Source organism: Xanthomonas hyacinthi, from assembly GCF_009769165.1.
GTDB lineage: Bacteria > Pseudomonadota > Gammaproteobacteria > Xanthomonadales > Xanthomonadaceae > Xanthomonas_A > Xanthomonas_A hyacinthi.
The window spans coordinates 829909-848858 of record NZ_CP043476.1; the positions used below are offsets into that span (position 1 = coordinate 829909).

14 protein-coding genes and 5 tRNA genes are annotated in these 18950 nt (G+C 65.2%); all 19 read right to left on the reverse strand.

The window, feature by feature from the left end; translation table 11 throughout:
- Positions 1–6: 6 nt before the first annotated feature.
- The 19 genes from rpsL to FZ025_RS03960 all read right to left on the reverse strand — a co-directional run bounded on the left by rpsL (position 7) and on the right by FZ025_RS03960 (position 18947).
- Positions 7–381, reverse strand: a complete 375-nt coding sequence (gene rpsL / locus FZ025_RS03865) for a 30S ribosomal protein S12 (protein ID WP_003469157.1) — start codon at positions 379–381, stop codon at positions 7–9.
- Positions 382–601: 220 nt separating this feature from the next.
- Positions 602–4819: a DNA-directed RNA polymerase subunit beta' gene (gene rpoC, locus FZ025_RS03870; RefSeq protein ID WP_046979760.1), complete on the reverse strand. Its 4218-nt coding sequence runs from the start codon at positions 4817–4819 to the stop codon at positions 602–604.
- An 89-nt stretch (positions 4820–4908) separates the two neighbouring features.
- A complete protein-coding gene (rpoB, locus tag FZ025_RS03875; protein WP_104557647.1) occupies positions 4909–9060 on the reverse strand; it encodes a DNA-directed RNA polymerase subunit beta in 4152 nt (1383 codons plus the stop codon).
- A 297-nt stretch (positions 9061–9357) separates the two neighbouring features.
- On the reverse strand, positions 9358–9729 hold the full coding sequence (gene rplL, locus FZ025_RS03880) for a 50S ribosomal protein L7/L12 (RefSeq protein WP_046979762.1): 372 nt from the start codon (positions 9727–9729) through the stop codon (positions 9358–9360).
- Positions 9730–9792: 63 nt separating this feature from the next.
- Positions 9793–10332, reverse strand: coding sequence for a 50S ribosomal protein L10 (rplJ, locus tag FZ025_RS03885; RefSeq protein WP_046979763.1), 540 nt, complete (start codon positions 10330–10332; stop codon positions 9793–9795).
- 485 nt (positions 10333–10817) lie between these two features.
- Entirely contained in the window at positions 10818–11516 is a 699-nt protein-coding gene (rplA, locus tag FZ025_RS03895) for a 50S ribosomal protein L1 (RefSeq protein WP_046979764.1), read from the reverse strand.
- 3 nt (positions 11517–11519) lie between these two features.
- On the reverse strand, positions 11520–11948 hold the full coding sequence (rplK, locus tag FZ025_RS03900) for a 50S ribosomal protein L11 (protein ID WP_046979765.1): 429 nt from the start codon (positions 11946–11948) through the stop codon (positions 11520–11522).
- A 200-nt stretch (positions 11949–12148) separates the two neighbouring features.
- The gene (gene nusG, locus FZ025_RS03905; RefSeq protein ID WP_046979766.1) at positions 12149–12706 is read right to left on the reverse strand and encodes a transcription termination/antitermination protein NusG; all 558 of its coding nucleotides are present in this window, start codon (positions 12704–12706) and stop codon (positions 12149–12151) included.
- A 13-nt stretch (positions 12707–12719) separates the two neighbouring features.
- Positions 12720–13133 carry a preprotein translocase subunit SecE gene (secE, locus tag FZ025_RS03910; RefSeq protein ID WP_046979767.1) on the reverse strand — a complete coding sequence of 138 codons (414 nt, stop codon included), beginning with the start codon at positions 13131–13133 and terminating at the stop codon, positions 12720–12722.
- Between the two features lie 50 nt (positions 13134–13183).
- Positions 13184–13259 (reverse strand) — tRNA-Trp (locus FZ025_RS03915).
- A 134-nt stretch (positions 13260–13393) separates the two neighbouring features.
- Positions 13394–14584, reverse strand: coding sequence for an elongation factor Tu (gene tuf / locus FZ025_RS03920; protein ID WP_104557641.1), 1191 nt, complete (start codon positions 14582–14584; stop codon positions 13394–13396).
- A gap of 45 nt (positions 14585–14629) precedes the next feature.
- Positions 14630–14705 (reverse strand) — tRNA-Thr (locus tag FZ025_RS03925).
- A gap of 30 nt (positions 14706–14735) precedes the next feature.
- Positions 14736–14809: transfer RNA gene (locus tag FZ025_RS03930), tRNA-Gly, on the reverse strand.
- 31 nt (positions 14810–14840) lie between these two features.
- A tRNA-Tyr gene (locus FZ025_RS03935) sits at positions 14841–14926 on the reverse strand.
- Between the two features lie 168 nt (positions 14927–15094).
- Complete coding sequence (gene ychF / locus FZ025_RS03940; RefSeq protein WP_046980490.1) at positions 15095–16186, reverse strand: redox-regulated ATPase YchF; 1092 nt, start codon at positions 16184–16186, stop codon at positions 15095–15097.
- An 80-nt stretch (positions 16187–16266) separates the two neighbouring features.
- Positions 16267–16848 (reverse strand): aminoacyl-tRNA hydrolase, encoded by a 582-nt coding sequence (pth, locus tag FZ025_RS03945; RefSeq protein ID WP_046980489.1) that lies wholly within the window; start codon positions 16846–16848, stop codon positions 16267–16269.
- A gap of 54 nt (positions 16849–16902) precedes the next feature.
- A complete protein-coding gene (locus tag FZ025_RS03950; protein WP_046980488.1) occupies positions 16903–17550 on the reverse strand; it encodes a 50S ribosomal protein L25/general stress protein Ctc in 648 nt (215 codons plus the stop codon).
- 170 nt (positions 17551–17720) lie between these two features.
- Positions 17721–18680: a ribose-phosphate diphosphokinase gene (locus FZ025_RS03955; RefSeq protein ID WP_046980487.1), complete on the reverse strand. Its 960-nt coding sequence runs from the start codon at positions 18678–18680 to the stop codon at positions 17721–17723.
- Between the two features lie 190 nt (positions 18681–18870).
- Positions 18871–18947: transfer RNA gene (locus FZ025_RS03960), tRNA-Gln, on the reverse strand.
- Positions 18948–18950: the final 3 nt, after the last annotated feature.

Below are 18950 nucleotides of genomic sequence, written 5' to 3' on the forward strand. Positions count from 1 at the left end.
TTTCCCTTAGCTCTTCGGACGCTTGGCGCCGTACTTGGAACGACCCTGGCGACGCTTGGCGACGCCGGCGGCATCGAGCGAACCGCGCACGGTGTGGTAGCGCACGCCCGGCAGATCCTTGACGCGACCGCCGCGGATCAGGACCACGGAGTGCTCCTGCAGGTTGTGGCCTTCGCCGCCGATGTAGCTGATGACCTCTTCCTGGTTCGTCAGGCGCACCTTGGCGACCTTACGCAGGGCCGAGTTCGGCTTCTTCGGGGTGGTGGTGTACACGCGCGTGCAGACGCCACGGCGCTGCGGGCACTTGTCCAGCGCCGGAGAGGCGCTCTTGTAGGTGGTCGCCTGCCGCGGCTTGCGGACCAGCTGGTTGATCGTCGCCATCAGTGGATTCTTCTGATTGAGGCCGTGCGGCCTGGATGCGTGAAAACGAAGGCAGGCCGAAGGACGGCCTGCCGAGACAGGAAAGTATAGCGGCCAAGTCAAAGCCCCGTCAACTCAACGAAAACTTAACTTGCTGCCCATCCCGGGCCGGAACACGGGGCGCATCCGTTGCGCCCCCTTTCGCTTGCAACGACCGGCCCCGCGCACGGGCCGATCAGGCTCACTCTTCGCTGCTGGCAGCCGCCGGTGCGGGCGTTTCGACCGCCGGCTCGGCGTTGCCGCCGGACAGGGTCTGCATCTCCGACTCGGTCAGGCCGCTGGAGTTGCGCCGGCGCAGGCTGTGGTAGGCCAGGCCGGTGCCGGCCGGGATCAGGCGGCCGACGATCACGTTTTCCTTCAGGCCGCGCAGCGTATCGCTGGTGCCGCGGACCGCCGCCTCGGTGAGGACGCGGGTGGTCTCCTGGAACGAGGCCGCGGAGATGAACGACTCGGTGGCCAGCGAGGCCTTGGTGATGCCCAGCAGCACCGGGTCGTACTTGGCCGGCAGCTCGTTGCGGTTGCCCAGGCGGGCGTTTTCCTCGATGACGCGCTGGCGCTCGGCCTGCTCGCCGTTGAGGAACTTGCTGTTGCCCTGGTCGGTGATCTCGACCTTGCGCAGCATCTGCCGGGTGATGACCTCGATGTGCTTGTCGTTGATCTTCACGCCCTGCAGGCGGTACACGTCCTGGATTTCCTTGACCAGGTAGGCGGCCAGCGGCTCCACGCCGAGCAGGCGCAGGATGTCCTGCGGGCTCGGCTCGCCGTCGACCACGGTCTCGCCCTTGGCCACGTGCTCGCCTTCGAACACGATGATCTGGCGATACTTGGGGATCAGCTCTTCGTGTTCCGAACCATCGGTGTCCTTGATGATCAGGCGCTGCTTGCCCTTGGTGTCCTTGCCGAAGCTGATGATGCCCGAACGCTCGGCCAGGATCGCCGGATCCTTCGGCTTGCGCGCTTCGAACAGGTCGGCCACGCGCGGCAGACCGCCGGTGATGTCGCGAGTCTTGGACGCTTCCTGCGGGATCTTGGCGACCACATCGCCCACGCCCACCGCCGCACCGTCCTGCAGGTTGACGATCGAGCGCGGCGGCAGCAGGTACTGCGCCGGCAGATCGGTGCCCGGGATGGTCAGGTCGTTGCCCTTGCCGTCGACGATGCGCACGATCGGGCGCAGCTCCTTGGCCTGGGTGCCGCGGCGCTTGGGATCGGTGATCTCGCGCGAGGCCAGGCCGGTCAGCTCGTCGGTCTTCTCGATGACGGTGACGCCGTCGATGAAGTCGATGAAGCGGATGAAACCGGCCACTTCCGACACGATCGGGTGGTTATGCGGATCCCAGTTGGCGACCGACTGGCCGGCCTTGACCGCGTCGCCGTCCTTCGCGGTGATCGTGGCGCCGTAGGCCAGCTTGTAGCGCTCGCGCTCGCGGCCATGGCCGTCGAGCACCGACAGTTCGCCCGAACGCGACACCGCCACCAGCGAACCGTTGGCGTGCTCGACCGACTTGAGGTTGTTGAACTTGATCGAACCGGTGGTCTTGACCGTGATGTTGTCCACCGCCGCCGCACGCGACGCCGCGCCGCCGATGTGGAAGGTCCGCATGGTCAGCTGGGTACCCGGCTCGCCGATCGACTGCGCGGCGATGACGCCGACCGCTTCGCCGATGTTGACCAGGTGGCCGCGCGCCAGGTCCCGGCCGTAGCAGCGGGCGCACACGCCGAACGAGGAGGCGCAGGTGATCGTGGAGCGCACCTTCAGCGTCTGCACGCCGGCCTCTTCCAGCTTGGCCACCCACTGCTCGTCGAGCAGCGTGTTGCGGGTGACGATCGGATCCTCGTCGTTGCCCGGCAGGAACACGTCCTCGGCCACCACGCGGCCGAGCACGCGGTCGCGCAACGGCTCGACCACGTCGCCGCCTTCCACGATCGGGGTCATGGTCAGGCCTTCGGTGGTGCCGCAATCGGGCTCGGTGATGACCACGTCCTGCGCCACGTCGACCAGGCGGCGGGTCAGGTAGCCGGAGTTGGCGGTCTTCAGCGCGGTATCGGCCAGACCCTTGCGCGCGCCGTGGGTGGAGTTGAAGTACTCCTGCACGTTCAGGCCTTCGCGGAAGTTGGCCTTGATCGGGGTCTCGATGATCGAGCCGTCCGGACGCGCCATCAGGCCGCGCATGCCGGCCAGCTGACGGATCTGCGCCTGGCTACCACGCGCGCCGGAGTCGGCCATGATGTACAGCGAGTTCATCGACTTCTGGTCGATGATCTCGCCCTTGGCATTGGTGACCTTCTCGGTGCCGATGGTGTCCATCATCGCCTTGGCGACGCGCTCGTTGGTGCGCGACCAGATGTCCACGACCTTGTTGTAGCGCTCGCCGGCGGTGACCAGGCCGGACTGGTACTGCTCCTGGATTTCCAGCACTTCGGCCTCGGCCTCGGTCAGGATGCCCTTCTTCTCGTCCGGGATCAGCATGTCGTCGATGCCGATCGACACGCCGGCGCGGGTCGCGTAGGCGAAGCCGGTATACATCAGCTTGTCGGCGAACACGACGCTGTCCTTCAGACCCAGCTGGCGGTAGCTGGAGTTGATCAGGCGGCTGATGTTCTTCTTGGTCAGCTCGGTGTTGGCCAGCGCGAACGGCAGGCCTTCCGGCAGGATTTCGGCCAGCAGCGCACGCCCGATCGTGGTGTCCACGATCGAGGTCTTCTTGCTGCGGCTGCCGTCCTCGTCGATCACCGTCTCGGTGATGCGGACCTTGACCTTGGCGTGCAGCTCGACCGCACGGTTGTCGTAGGCGCGCTTCACTTCGGCGATGTTGGCGAACACCATGCCCTCGCCCTTCTTGTTCTCCAGGGCGCGGCTCATGTAGTACAGGCCCAGCACCACGTCCTGCGACGGCACGATGATCGGCTCGCCGTTGGCCGGCGACAGGATGTTGTTGGTGGACATCATCAGCGCGCGCGCTTCCAGCTGCGCTTCCAGCGACAGCGGCACGTGCACGGCCATCTGGTCGCCGTCGAAGTCGGCGTTGAACGCGGTACACACCAGCGGATGCAGCTGGATCGCCTTGCCTTCGATCAGCACCGGCTCGAACGCCTGGATGCCCAGACGGTGCAGGGTCGGCGCACGGTTCAGCAGCACCGGATGCTCGCGGATGACCTCTTCCAGGATGTCCCAGACTTCGGCTTCTTCGCGCTCGACCAGCTTCTTGGCAGCCTTGATGGTGGTGGCCAGGCCGCGACGCTGCAGCTTGGCGAACACGAACGGCTTGAACAGCTCCAGCGCCATCTTCTTCGGCAGGCCGCACTCGTGCAGACGCAGGGTCGGGCCGACCACGATGACCGAACGGCCGGAGTAGTCCACGCGCTTGCCGAGCAGGTTCTGGCGGAACCGGCCCTGCTTGCCCTTGATCATGTCGGCCAGCGACTTCAGCGGGCGCTTGTTGGTGCCGGTGATGGCGCGGCCGCGGCGGCCGTTGTCCAGCAGCGCATCCACCGATTCCTGCAGCATGCGCTTTTCGTTGCGCACGATGATGTCCGGCGCATTGAGTTCGAGCAGGCGGCGCAGGCGGTTGTTGCGGTTGATGACGCGGCGGTACAGGTCGTTCAGATCGGAGGTCGCGAAGCGGCCGCCGTCCAGCGGCACCAGCGGACGCAGGTCCGGCGGCAGCACCGGCAGCACGGTCATCACCATCCACTCCGGACGGTTGCCCGACTCGAGGAAGGCTTCGACCAGCTTGATGCGCTTGGTCAGGCGCTTGAGCTTGGTTTCCGAACCGGTGCTGGCGATTTCCTCGCGCAGGCGGGTCATTTCCGACTGCAGGTCGATCGTGCGCAGCAGCTCGTACACCGCCTCGGCGCCCATCGCGGCATCGAAGTCGTCGCCGTGCTCCTGGCGCGCGGTCAGGAACTGCTCTTCGGTCAGCAGCTGGCGGCGCTCCAGGGCGGTCAGGCCCGGCTCGGTCACCACGTAGGCTTCGAAGTACAGCACGCGCTCGATGTCGCGCAGGGTCATGTCCAGCATCAGGCCGATGCGCGAGGGCAGCGACTTCAGGAACCAGATGTGCGCGACCGGCGAGGCCAGGTCGATATGGCCCATGCGCTCGCGGCGCACCTTGGCCAGGGTCACTTCGGTGCCGCACTTCTCGCAGACCACGCCACGGTGCTTCATGCGCTTGTACTTGCCGCACAGGCACTCGTAGTCCTTGATCGGACCGAAGATCGCGGCGCAGAACAGGCCGTCGCGCTCGGGCTTGAAGGTCCGGTAGTTGATCGTTTCCGGCTTCTTCACTTCGCCGAAGGACCACGAACGGATCAGGTCCGGCGAGGCCAACGCAATCTTGATCGCGTCGAAGTCCAGCGTCTGGCGCTGCTGGTTGAAGAGGTTGAGCAGGTCTTTCATGGTGTTTCTCCGAAAGGAGGAATACGTGTCGATGGGCTGTCAGAGCGCTGCGGCGGCGCGGATGCCGTTGGGCACCCGCGCCTGCGCGATCAGTCTTCCAGTTCCATGTTGATGGCCAGCGAGCGGATTTCCTTCACCAGCACGTTGAAGGATTCCGGCATGCCGGCGACCATCTCGTGCTCGCCGTCGACGATGTTCTTGTACATCTGGTTGCGGCCCTGCACGTCGTCGGACTTCACCGTCAGCATTTCCTGCAGGGTGTAGGCCGCGCCGTAGGCTTCCAGCGCCCAGACTTCCATTTCGCCGAAGCGCTGGCCGCCGAACTGCGCCTTGCCACCCAGCGGCTGCTGGGTGACGAGCGAGTACGGACCGGTGGAGCGCGCGTGCATCTTGTCGTCGACCAGGTGGTTCAGCTTCAGCATGTGCATGTAGCCGACCGTGGTGTGGCGATCGAACGCCTCGCCGGTGCGGCCGTCGTACAGCTGGGTCTGGCCGCTGATCGGCAGGTCGGCGAGTTCGAGCATGTGCTTGATCTCCGCCTCGGTGGCGCCGTCGAACACCGGGGTGGCCATCGGCACGCCGTCGGTCAGGTTGCCGGCCAGGCGCAGCAGCTCCGCGTCGCTGAACTGATCCAGGTCCACACGGTCCTCGCCCAGCTTCTGGTCGTGGTTGTAGATCTGGGTCAGGAACTTGCGCAGGTCGGCGACCTTGGTCTGCGCCTCGAGCATGTTCTGGATCTTGCGACCCAGGCCCTTGGCGGCCCAGCCCAGATGCACTTCCAGCACCTGGCCGATGTTCATGCGCGATGGCACGCCCAGCGGGTTCAGCACGATGTCCACGGTCTCGCCGTTGGCCATGTACGGCATGTCCTCGATCGGCTGGATCATCGACACGACACCCTTGTTGCCGTGGCGGCCGGCCATCTTGTCGCCGGGCTGGATGCGGCGCTTCACCGCCAGGAACACCTTGACCATCTTCAGCACGCCCGGGGCGAGGTCGTCGCCGGCGGTGATCTTGCCGCGCTTGTCGGCGAAGCGACGCTCGAATTCCTTCTCGTGCGCCTGGATCTGCTTCTGCGCGCGCTCGATCGCATCCGACGGCTCCTCGTCCTTCATCCGCAGCGCGAACCAGTCGGACTTCTTCAGCCCGTCCAGGTAGGCGTCGCTGATGGTATCGCCCTTCTTCAGGTTCGGACCGCCGTTGGCGACCTTGCCGATCAGCTGCGCGCGCAGACGCGCATAGATCGCGCTTTCCAGGATGCGGAACTGGTCGTCGAAGTCCTTCTTGACCCGCTTGATCTCGTTTTCCTCGATCTGGCGGGCACGCTTGTCCTTCTCGATGCCGTCGCGGGTGAACACCTGCACGTCGATGACGGTGCCGTCCATGCCCGGCGGCACGCGCAGCGAGCTGTCCTTCACGTCGGAGGCCTTCTCGCCGAAGATCGCGCGCAGCAGCTTCTCTTCCGGGGTCAGCTGGCTCTCGCCCTTCGGCGTGACCTTGCCGACCATGATGTCGCCGGCGCGCACTTCGGCGCCGATGTACACCACGCCCGACTCGTCCAGGCGGTTCAGCGCCTGCTCGGACACGTTGGGGATGTCGGCGGAGATTTCCTCCGGCCCCAGCTTGGTGTCGCGCGCCACGCAGGTCAGCTCTTCGATGTGGATCGTGGTGTAGCGATCCTCTTCCACCACGCGCTCGGAGAGCAGGATGGAGTCTTCGAAGTTGTAGCCGTTCCACGGCATGAACGCGATCAGCATGTTCTGGCCCAGGGCCAGCTCGCCGATGTCGGTCGAGGGGCCGTCGGCCAGCACGTCGCCGCGCGCGATCACGTCGCCCACATTGACCAGCGGACGCTGGTTGATGCAGGTGTTCTGGTTGGAGCGCGTGTACTTGATCAGGTTGTAGATGTCCACGCCGGCATCGGTGCCGCCGCCGATCTCTTCCTCGTTGACCTTGACCACGATGCGCGCCGCGTCGATCTGCTCGATCACGCCGCCGCGCTTGGCGTTCACGGTCACGCCCGAGTCGCGCGCCACGGCGCGCTCGATGCCGGTGCCGACCAGCGGCTTCTGCGCACGCAGCGTCGGCACGGCCTGGCGCTGCATGTTCGCGCCCATCAGCGCGCGGTTGGCGTCGTCGTGCTCCAGGAACGGCACCAGCGCCGCGGCGATGGACACGGTCTGCATCGGCGACACGTCCATGAAGTGCACTTCGCCCGGCGGCTTCAGCAGCGACTCGCCCTGGTAGCGGCACGGCACGAACTGCTCGGTCAGGCGGCTCTTGGCATCGTGCAGCGCGTTGGCCTGCGCGATCACGTACTCGTTCTCCTCGATCGCCGACAGGTACTCGACGTCGTCGGTGATCTGGCCGTCCACGACCTTGCGGTACGGCGTCTCCAGGAAGCCGTACTGGTTGGTGCGGGCGTACACCGCCAGCGAGTTGATCAGGCCGATGTTCGGGCCTTCCGGGGTCTCGATGGTGCAGACGCGGCCGTAGTGGGTCGGATGCACGTCGCGCACTTCGAAGCCGGCGCGTTCGCGGGTCAGGCCGCCCGGGCCGAGCGCGGAGACGCGGCGCTTGTGCGTCACTTCCGACAACGGGTTGTTCTGGTCCATGAACTGCGACAGCTGCGAGGAGCCGAAGAACTCCTTGATCGCCGCAGCCACCGGCTTGGCGTTGATCAGCTCCTGCGGGGTCAGGCCTTCGGACTCGGCCATCGACAGGCGCTCCTTGACCGCGCGCTCGACGCGGACCAGGCCCACGCGGAACACGTTCTCGGCCATTTCGCCGACCGAACGCACGCGGCGGTTGCCCAGGTGATCGATGTCGTCGACCACGCCGCGGCCGTTGCGGATCTCGGTCAGTATCTTGATCACGTCGAGGATATCGGAGCTGTCGGCGTGCTCGGCGACCAGGCGCCTGGACTCCTCGTCGTTGCGTTCGCCGAAGTACTTCTTGTCGTACAGCACCGACTCGCCGATGACTTCCTTGCGGCCGATACGGCGGTTGAACTTCATGCGGCCGACCGTGGACAGGTCGTAGCGCTCGAAGGTGAAGAACAGGTTGTGGAACAGGTTCTGCGCCGCGTCCTTGGTCGGCGGCTCGCCCGGACGCATCATCCGATAGATCTCGACCAGCGCTTCGAGCTGGGTCTTGGTCGGATCGATGCGCAGGGTGTTGGACAGGTACGGGCCGCGATCCAGGTCATTGACCCACAGCGTGCCCACGGCGTCGACACCAGCCTTGCGGAACGCGGTCAGCTGGTCTTCGCTGATCTCGTCGTTGGCGCTGGCCAGCAGTTCGCCGGTCGCGGCATCGACCACGTCGTGCGACAGGATGCGGCCGACCAGGTATTCGTCGGGCACGGCCAGCGCGGCGATATCGGCGGCTTCGAGCTGCTTGACGTGGCGCGCGGTGATGCGCTTGCCGGCCTCGACGATGACCTTGTCGCCATCGGCCAGGTCGAAGTTCAGCGTCTCGCCGCGCAGCCGCTCGGGCACCAGCTCCAGCTGCACGCCTTCCTTGGGGTCGATGTGGAAGGTGTTGATCTCGAAGAACTCGGCCAGCATCTCTTCGTTCGAGTAGCCGAGCGCGCGCAGCAGGATCGACACCGGCAGCTTGCGGCGGCGGTCGATACGGGTGAACAGCGCGTCCTTCGGGTCGAACTCGAAGTCCAGCCAGGAGCCGCGATACGGGATGATGCGGGCGCTGTACAGCAGCTTGCCCGAGCTGTGGGTCTTGCCGCGGTCGCTGTCGCAAAACACGCCCGGCGAACGGTGCAGCTGCGAGACGATGAGGCGCTCGGTGCCGTTGACGATGAAGGTGCCGTTCTCGGTCATCAGCGGGATCTCGCCGAGGTAGACCTCCTGCTCCTTCACGTACTTGATGGCCTTGGTCGAGGACTCGCGGTCGTAGATCACCAGGCGCACGGTCACCCGCAGCGGGGCGCCGTAGCTCATGCCGCGCTGGCGGCATTCGCGCTCGTCGAACACCGGGTCGCCCAGCTTGTAGCCGACGTACTCCAGGGCCGCGTTGCCGCTGTAGCTGGAGATCGGGAACACCGATTTCAGGGCCGCGTGCAGGCCGTGGTCCGAACGCTTGTTCGGGTCGGTGTTCTCCTGCAGGAACTCGCGGTAGGAATCCACCTGGATCGCCAGCAGGAACGGCACTTCGAGGATCGAGCGCTGCTTGCCGAAATCCTTGCGGATACGCTTCTTTTCGGTGAACGAATAAGACGTCATGAGGTATCACCTTGGCTGTGCGGGCCGCGCGTCCGCGGCCCTGAGTGAACATAAATTGTCAGTTGGAAGTCGCTGGTATTGCCGGCACCAGCACGCCTTCTCTTGCTACTTCCAACTACCAACTCGGTAAGGCTGGGAATCGGGAATGGAGACACGGGAATCGGGAGAGCACGCACCGCGGCTTTTCCGATTCTCCATTCCCTATTCCCGATTCCCGCCTGAAACGGCCAAAGGCCGGGGACTCGCGTCCCCAGCCTTCGATGCATCACCTGACACGCTGGCGATGCAAGATGCCGATTACTTGATTTCGACGGTCGCGCCGGCGGCCTCGAGATCCTTCTTGAACTTCTCGGAATCTTCCTTCGACACGGCTTCCTTGACGGTCTGCGGAGCACCTTCGACCAGGTCCTTCGCTTCCTTCAGGCCCAGGCCGGTGATGGCGCGCACGGCCTTGATGACTTCGACCTTCTTCTCGCCGATAGCCTTCAGGATGACGTTGAACTCGGTCTGCTCTTCGACCGGGGCGGCAGCGGCGGCCGGACCGGCAGCGGCGACCGGGGCGGCGGCGGAGACGCCAAACTTCTCTTCGATGGCCTTGACCAGCTCCATCACTTCCATGAGGGACTTTTCGGCGATTGCGTCGACGATCTGTTCGTTAGACAGGGACATTGTGATTACCTTTGGAATTTTTTCTGGATGAGGTTCTAGTGAACCGTTTCAGGTGTCGCGAACTTAAGCCGTTTCGGCCGGGGCTTCTTCCACTGCGGCGGGGGCTTCTTCGCCACCACCGAGCTTGTCGCCCACGGCCTTGACCGCGCGGGCGAACATGCTCGCCGGCTCGGCGAGGACCCGTGCCAGCATGGCCAGCGCCTGCTCGCGGGTCGGCAGCGATGCCAGCACCTCGAGATGAGCGGCCGGATACAGCTGGCCACCCACAGACACGACCTTGGCCTGCAGCTTGTCGTTACCCTTGGCGAATTCCTTGATCAGACGACCGGCAGCGCCGGGTTCTTCCGTCGAGAACGCATACAGCAGCGGACCGACCAGCGCGTCCTGGACGCACTCGTATTCGGTACCGGCAACGGCACGCGCGGCCAGGGTGTTCTTGACAACACGCAAGTACACACCGGTTTCGCGCGCCTTCTTGCGCATCGCGGTCAGCTGGGCGACCGTGATGCCGGCGTACTCGGCAGCAACCAAGGAGTGAGCCTTCGCGGCAACGTCCGCCAGTTCGGCGACGACTTCTTGCTTCTGGGACAGATTGAGAGCCATTGCACTCCTCCGTTAAAGCCGGGTTCGAGGCCGATGGTTCGGGAGTCGCAGGAGCCGTGATGCGCTCTTGCCAATCCCCAATCCCGAATCCCGAATCCCTGCTTCAAACAAACTCCGCTCACGGCTCCTGCCGCTTGCGGTCCTGGGCGGCCTCCATCCTGGATGCCGGGGACGCCGAGTGGCATCCCAGTTGGTGGCCGTTCCAGACCTGGAGTGAGCGCGCCCGGGAAACCCCGAGCTGGCCTGAACCAGAAAAACTCCAGAAAGGCGGCACCATCTACGCCGGCCCGTCCCCGCGGGGACTGGATTAAGCGATCCCGCTGTACCGACGGCGACTCCTTGCCATATCGAGCTTCCGTGCCCGTCGCCGGTATGCGCCGACCGCGCCTGCGGTCTTTGACGGCTTCGCTCCGGGTTGCCCCTCGGCGACGCCTTCAAAAGGGTGGAACCGGCGCCGCCTCTGGCGAGGCGGCGCCGTGTCGCGATTACTTCAGGGACAGCGAAGCCTGATCGACGGTGACGCCCGGCCCCATGGTCGAGCTCACCGAGATCTTCTGCAGGTAGGTGCCCTTCGAGGTCGCCGGCTTGGCCTTGACCAGGTCCAGCAGCAGCGCCTGCAGATTGTTCTTCAGCGCGTCGTCTTCGAAGCTGGCCTTGCCGATGGTGCAGTGGATGATGCCGGCCTTGTCGGTGCGGTAGCGCACCTGACCCGACTTGGCGTTCTTCACCGCTTCGGCCGGATTGGCCGACACGGTGCCGACCTTCGGGTTCGGCATCAGGCCGCGCGGGCCCAGCAGCGTACCCAGCTTGCCGACGACGCGCATCGCGTCCGGGGTGGCGATGACCACGTCGTAGTTGAGGTCGCCGGCCTGCATCTTCTCGGCCAGGTCGTCCATGCCGACGGCTTCGGCGCCCGCGGCCAGGGCCTCGTCAGCCTTGGCACCGGCCGGGGCGAACACGGCCACGCGCACGCTCTTGCCGGTACCGGCCGGCAGCACGGTGGAACCGCGCACCTGCTGGTCGGACTTCTTGGCATCCACGCCCAGGCGCACGGCCACGTCGACGGCTTCGACGAACTTGGCCTTGCTGGTGGACTTGATGATCTTCAGCGCTTCGTCGATCGAATACGCCTTGCCCGGCTGCACCGCAGCACGGATCGCTTTCTGTCGCTTGGTCTGTGCCATCGCTTAACCCTCCACCGTCAGGCCCATGCTGCGGGCGGAACCCGCAATCGTACGCACCGCCGCTTCCAGCTCGGCTGCAGTCAGGTCGGCTTCCTTCGCCTTGGCGATGTCTTCGAGCTGCTTGCGGGTGACCTTGCCCACCTTCTCGGTGTTCGGGCGCTTGGAGCCGGAGGTGACGCCGGCCGCCTTCTTCAGCAGCACGCTGGCCGGGGTGCTCTTGGTGATGAAGGTGAAGGTACGGTCCGAATAGGCCGTGATGATGACCGGAGTGGGCAGGCCCGGCTCCAGCTTCTGCGTGGCGGCATTGAACGCCTTGCAGAATTCCATGATGTTCAGGCCGCGCTGACCCAGCGCAGGACCGACCGGCGGCGAGGGGTTGGCCTGACCGGCCTTCACCTGCAGCTTGATGTAACCGACGACTTTCTTTGCCATTTCAGTGGTCTCCGGGTGCTAGCGCCCAAACCGCAGGCTCCCCATCGCGACGGGAAAATCACGTGTCCCGCCATCACGTTTGAAGTGCGCAGAAAGCCGCCTCGCGGCGGCTTCCGGACCTGCCAGGCGACTAGCCTGGACAGCGAGCCGCGCAGTATAGCAGAGATTTTGGCGTCCGGCGCAGCCGCGCCGGCGCGGGCTCAGGCCTTCTCGACCTGGCCGAATTCCAGCTCCACCGGGGTGGAGCGGCCGAAGATCAGCACCGCCACGCGCAGGCGGCTCTTCTCGTAGTTGACTTCCTCGACCACGCCGTTGAAGTCGTTGAACGGGCCGTCGGTGACGCGGACCATCTGGCCCGGCTCGAACAGCACCTTCGGACGCGGCTTTTCCACGCCATCCTGAACGCGCTGCAGGATCGCATCGGCCTCTTCGTCGCGGATCGGCAGCGGACGGTCGGCGGTGCCGCCGATGAAGCCCATCACCTTCGGGGTTTCCTTGACCAGATGCCAGCTTTCGTTGTCGATGCGCGGGATGCCGGCTTCTTCGTGGGTCTCGATCTGCACCAGCACGTAGCCCGGGAAGAACTTGCGCTCGGAACGGCGCTTCTGGCCGGAGCGCATCTCGATCACTTCCTCGGTCGGCACCAGCACGTCGCCGAAGCGCTCCTGCATCTCGTCACGCACAATGCGGTCGCGCAGCGTTTGGGCCACGGACTTCTCGAAGCCTGAATAGGCGTGAACGACATACCAACGCTTCACTGCTGCACTCTCCTCAACGACTCACGAACCACTGCATCAGCTTCTGGATCAGGAAATCGAAGCCACCCAGCAGCAGACTCAGAATGATCACCACCACGATCACGACCCAGGTGGTGCGGATCGCTTCCTGACGGGTCGGCCAGACCACCTTGCGCAGCTCGAACCGGGACTCGGACACGAACTCGCGGGCTTCGCGCCCCTTGGCGGTCAGCAGGAACACCGCAGCGCCCGCGACCAGGCCGGCGATGACCGCCAGCCCACGCAACGGACCGGACCAGCCCCCCAGCTGCGTCGCACGACTCGGTTCGCCGAACCAGAACCAGACAAACAGGCCCGCAACCACCAGCAATGCAGCGATGACGTACTTGACGATATCGCCACCGGAGGAAGCGGTGGTGCCTTTGGAATGTTCGATCTTGCTGTTCATCCGACTCTTGCGGCTATGCGACCAAGGTCACTGGATAGGGTGCGGCAGATTGGCACGCCAGGAGGGACTCGAACCCCCAACCTGCGGTTTTGGAGACCGCTGCTCTGCCAATTGAGCTACTGGCGTGTAGTAAGAACGACTGCACTTCCCTTAGACGGCGAAGGCGGACCGAAGGTTCCGGCCCGCCCTTCGCTGAACCCGACGGCCGAAGCCGCCTGCACATCGTCGAACTGCGGCGAGCGAAGTCGCCGCAGCGGGCATTACTTGATGATTTTGGCCACCACGCCGGCGCCGACGGTGCGGCCGCCCTCGCGGATCGCGAAACGCAGGCCTTCGTCCATCGCCACCGGGTTGATCAGCGTGACCACCATCTTCACGTTGTCGCCCGGCATCACCATCTCCACGCCTTCCGGCAGCTCGCACGCGCCGGTGATGTCGGTGGTGCGGAAGTAGAACTGCGGGCGGTAGCCCTTGAAGAACGGCGTGTGACGGCCGCCCTCGTCCTTCGACAGCACGTACACTTCGGCTTCGAACTCGGTGTGCGGCTTGATCGAACCCGGCTTGCACAGCACCTGGCCGCGCTCCACGTCGTCGCGCTTGGTGCCGCGCAGCAGCAGACCGGCGTTGTCGCCCGCCTGGCCCTGGTCCAGCAGCTTGCGGAACATTTCCACGCCGGTGACCGTGGTCTTCTGCGTGGCGCGGATGCCGACGATTTCGATTTCGTCACCCACCTTGATCACGCCGCGCTCGATACGCCCGGTCACCACGGTGCCGCGGCCGGAGATCGAGAACACGTCTTCCACCGGCATCAGGAACGGCTTGTCCACGTCGCGCTGCGGCTCGGGGATGAACGTATCCAGCGCTTCCACCAGCTTCAGGATCGACGGCACGCCGATCTCGCTCTGGTCGCCTTCCAGCGCCAGACGCGCCGAACCGTGGATGATCGGGGTGTCGTCGCCCGGGAAGTCGTACTTGCTCAGCAGCTCGCGCACTTCCATCTCGACCAGCTCGAGCAGCTCGGCGTCGTCGACCATGTCGGCCTTGTTCAGGAACACCACGATGTGCGGCACGCCGACCTGGCGCGACAGCAGGATGTGCTCGCGGGTCTGCGGCATCGGGCCGTCCGCGGCCGAGCACACCAGGATCGCGCCGTCCATCTGCGCCGCGCCGGTGATCATGTTCTTCACGTAGTCCGCATGGCCCGGGCAATCCACGTGCGCGTAGTGACGCTTCGCCGATTCGTATTCCACGTGCGCGGTCGAGATCGTGATGCCGCGCGCCTTCTCTTCCGGCGCCGCGTCGATCGCGTCATAGGCCTTGAATTCGCCGCCGAAGCGCTCTGCGCCAATCTTGGTCAGCGCCGCGGTCAGCGTGGTCTTGCCGTGGTCGACGTGACCGATGGTGCCGACGTTGACGTGCGGCTTGGTGCGCTCGAACTTACCCTTGGCCATGGCTGCTTGTTCTCGGTGATCGTAGAAAGATTTGGAGACTGAATATGGTGCTCACGAAAGGAATCGAACCTTCGACCTCCTCCTTACCAAGGAGGTGCTCTACCGACTGAGCTACGTGAGCGTTGTTCCATTGTGACACAAGCGCGTTCAATGGAGCGGGAGACGGGAATCGAACCCGCACCATCAGCTTGGAAGGCTGAGGTTCTACCGTTGAACTACTCCCGCTACGGGATGCCGCACTGCCACAACAAAAAACTGGTGGAGGGAGGTGGATTCGAACCACCGAAGGCGTAAGCCAGCAGATTTACAGTCTGCCCCCGTTGGCCGCTTGGGTATCCCTCCAGCTACCCGCCCAGACCAGGCCGCAAAGCCGAAATCAGACCGGGGTGAAACAGCCCGCTATTCTTCCCTGACATCCCTGCCTTGTCAACAGTATTCTGACGCGATGTCGCAGGAAACGCGCGCCGCGCGCGCCGCGCCCGGCAGCGGGCGCAGGCGCACGCAGGCGGGTCAGACGTTGAAGCGGAAATGCAGCACGTCGCCTTCCTGCACGCGGTATTCCTTGCCCTCCAGGCGCAGCCGCCCGGCCTCGCGCGCGCCGGCTTCACCCTTGTACTTGATGAAGTCGTCGTAGGCGATGGTTTCGGCGCGGATGAAGCCCTTCTCGAAGTCGGTGTGGATCACCGCGGCGGCCTGCGGCGCGGTCGAGCCGGCCTTCACCGTCCACGCGCGCACTTCCTTGACGCCGGCGGTGAAATAGGTCTGCAGCCCGAGCAGCGCATACGCCGCACGAATCACCCGGTTCAAGCCCGGCTCGGCCAGGCCCAGGTCGGCCAGGAAGGTGTCGCGGTCGGCGTCGTCCAGCTGCGACAGCTCTTCCTCGATCGCCGCCGACACCGGCACCACTTCGGCGCCCTCGGTGGCGGCGCGCGCGCGCACCGCGTCCAGGTGCGGGTTGTTCTCGAATCCGTCCTCGAGCACGTTGGCGATGTACATCACCGGCTTGAGCGTGAGCAGGAACAGATCGCGCACCAGCGCCTTCTCCTCCTCGTCCAGGCCCGCGCTGCGCCCGGCCTTGCCGTCGGCCAGCGCGGCCTGCAGCTTGGCCAGCACCGGCTTGCGCGCGGCCGCGTCCCTGTCGCCGCCCTTGGCGCTGCGCTCGGCGCGGTTCAGCGCCTTCTCGACGCTGTCCAGATCGGCCAGCGCCAGCTCGGTATCGATGGTCTCGATGTCCGAGATCGGATCGACCTTGTTGTTGACGTGGATGATGTCGCCGTTCTCGAAGCAACGCACCACGTGGGTGATCGCATCGACCTCGCGGATGTGCGCCAGGAACTTGTTGCCCAGGCCCTCGCCGCTGGCCGCGCCGGCGACCAGGCCGGCGATGTCGACGAACTCGACCGCGGTCGGCACGACCTTCTGCGGATTGATGATCCTGGCCAGCTCGCCCAGCCGCGGATCCGGCACCGGCACCACGCCGACATTCGGCTCGATGGTGCAGAACGGGAAGTTGGCCGCCGCGATGCCCGCCTTGGTCAGCGCATTGAACAGGGTCGACTTGCCGACGTTGGGCAGGCCGACGATGCCGCATTTGATGCCCATGTTTGTAATCCGGGAATGGAGAATCGGGAATAGGGAATCGGAAAAGCATAGCCACCTTTCCATTCCCCATTCCCCATTCCCTACTTCCCTTGCGTATGCAAGCGCTTCATCGCCTCGTTGAAATCGCCCTGCACCGCCAGCGGCAGCACCGCGATGGCGTCGTCGATGGCGCGGTCGATCAGGATCTGCTCGTCCTTGCCGGCACGCCCCAGCACCCAGGGCACGACCCTGTCCTTGTGCCCGGGATGGCCGATGCCGATGCGCAGCCGGTGGAAGCCGGCATGCCCGAGCAGGCGGATGGTGTCGCGCAAGCCGTTCTGCCCGCCATGGCCGCCGTCGAACTTGAGCCGCGCCGTGCCCGGCGCCAGATCCAGTTCGTCGTGCGCCAGCAGCGCCTGCGCCGGTTCGATCTTCCAGTAGCGCAACGCGGCGGTCACCGATTTTCCGCTGAGATTCATGAAGGTGGCCGGCTTCAGCAGCCACACCGCCTGTCCGGCCACCTCGACCTTGGCGGTTTCGCCGAACAGCTTGGCGTCCACGCTCCAGCGCGCGCCGGCCCGCTCGGCCAGGTGTTCGACAAAACGAAACCCGGCGTTATGCCGGGTGTTCGCGTGTTCGGCTCCGGGATTGCCCAGACCGACGATCAGACGCAGACCAGTCATGCCGCAGCATCGCCGCAGCGCCCGGACCGCGAGGTCCGGGCGCTGCGCAGGCGATTACTTGCCGTCCTTCTTCGCCGGCTCGACGGCGGCCGGGGCCTCGACCGCTTCCGGCTCGGCCTCGACACGGCCGTGCTTGGCGATGACCACCGCCACGTCGTGCTCCTTGCCCAGCTTCAGTTCCGGCAGCTCGACGCCGGCCGGCAGCTTCAGGTCGGACAGGTGGATCACGTCGCCGACCGACAGCGCGGACAGGTCGACTTCGACGAACTCCGGCAGATCCTTCGGCAGGCACACGACCTGGATCTCGTTCAGCTCGTGGGTGACGACGACTTCGGCCGACTTGCCGGCCGGCGAGGTTTCCTCGTTGAGGAAGTGCAGCGGCACCGAGGCGTGCAGCGCCTCGTTGTCGTTCACGCGCTGGAAGTCGATGTGCATGATCAGCTGCTTGAACGGGTGGCGCTGCATATCGCGCAGCAGCACCTTCTGGATGTCGCCGTTCAGGCTCAGGCTGAGGATCGACGAGTAGAACCAGTCGTTCTGGCTGGCGAGCCAGACTTCGTTGTGGTTGAGCTCGATGTTGACCGGCTTCAGTTCGCCACCGTAGACGATGGCGGGGATCAGGCCGTCGCGACGGAGGCGGCGGCTCGCACCCTTACCCTCGACCTCGCGGCGCTGAACCTTGATTTCATGTGTGGTTGCCATTTGCGTTTACTACCTTGGTTGAATGAACCGCCTCGCGGCGGTTTTGAGGACTCTTCCGCGACCAGAAGAGTCTGTGAAGCCGGGAGTGGGGAATCGGGAATGGAGAATGGAAAAATCAAACGCCGGATGCGCGCTCGCGATTCCCTATTCCCGATTCCCCATTCCCAGCCTTAATCGACGTACAACGAACTTACCGACTCGCCGAAGGCGATGCGGCGGATGGTTTCGGCCAGCAGCTCGGCGACGCTGAGCTGGCGGATCTTGCTGCAGCCGCGCGCGGCGTCCGACAGCGGGATGGTGTCGGTGACGACCAGCTCGTCGAGCTGCGAATTGCCGATGTTGCTGACCGCCGGACCGGACAGCACCGGATGCGTGCAGTACGCGGCCACCTTCAGCGCGCCCTGCGCCTTCAGCGCGGCCGCGGCGGCGCACAGGGTGCCGGCGGTATCGACGATGTCGTCGACCAGCACGCAGGTCTTGCCTTCGACATCGCCGATGATGTTCATCACCGTGGACACGTTGGCGCGCGGGCGGCGCTTGTCGATGATCGCCAGGTCGGCGTCGTCCAGGCGCTTGGCCACGGCGCGGGCGCGGACCACGCCGCCCACGTCCGGCGACACCACGATCAGGTTGTCGGTGCCGTAGGCGCGCCAGATGTCGGCCAGCAGCAGCGGCGAGGCGTAGACGTTGTCGACCGGGATATCGAAGAAGCCCTGGATCTGGTCGGCGTGCAGGTCCACGGTGAGCACGCGGTCGGCGTTGACCGCGGTGAACATCTTCGCCGCGACCTTGGCGGTGATCGGCACGCGCGAGGAGCGCATGCGCCGATCCTGCCGCGAATAGCCGAAGTACGGCACCACCGCGGTGACGCTAGCGGCGCTGGCGCGCTTGAGCGCGTCGATCAGCACCAGCAGCTCCATCAGGTTCTCCGCGCTGGGCGCGCAGGTCGGCTGGATCACGAACACTTCCTGCCGGCGCACGTTCTCCTCGATCTCCACCTGCACTTCGCCATCGGAGAAGCGCGACACCATCGCCTTGCCCGGACGCACGCCCAGTTCCTTGCAGATGCTCTTGGCAAGCAGCTTGTTGGCGTTGCCGGAGAACACCAGCAGGTTGCGTTGATCTTGCATGAGGAGTGTCTCGGGCGGCGGCGGCGAAGAACGTGCAACGAAGAAACAGCATGGAACCGGAAGAACCCAGGAGGAGCGACGCTCCTACCTGTTGAATCCCCGCACACGGATGTACGGGCTGTTGCGAGGGACTCGCCCCGTTGAATCCCCGCACACGGATGTGCGGGCTGTTGCGAGGGACTCGCATATATGGCAGGGGCGGTAGGATTCGAACCTACGAATGCCAGGATCAAAACCTGGTGCCTTGGGCCTCTTGGCGACGCCCCTGCA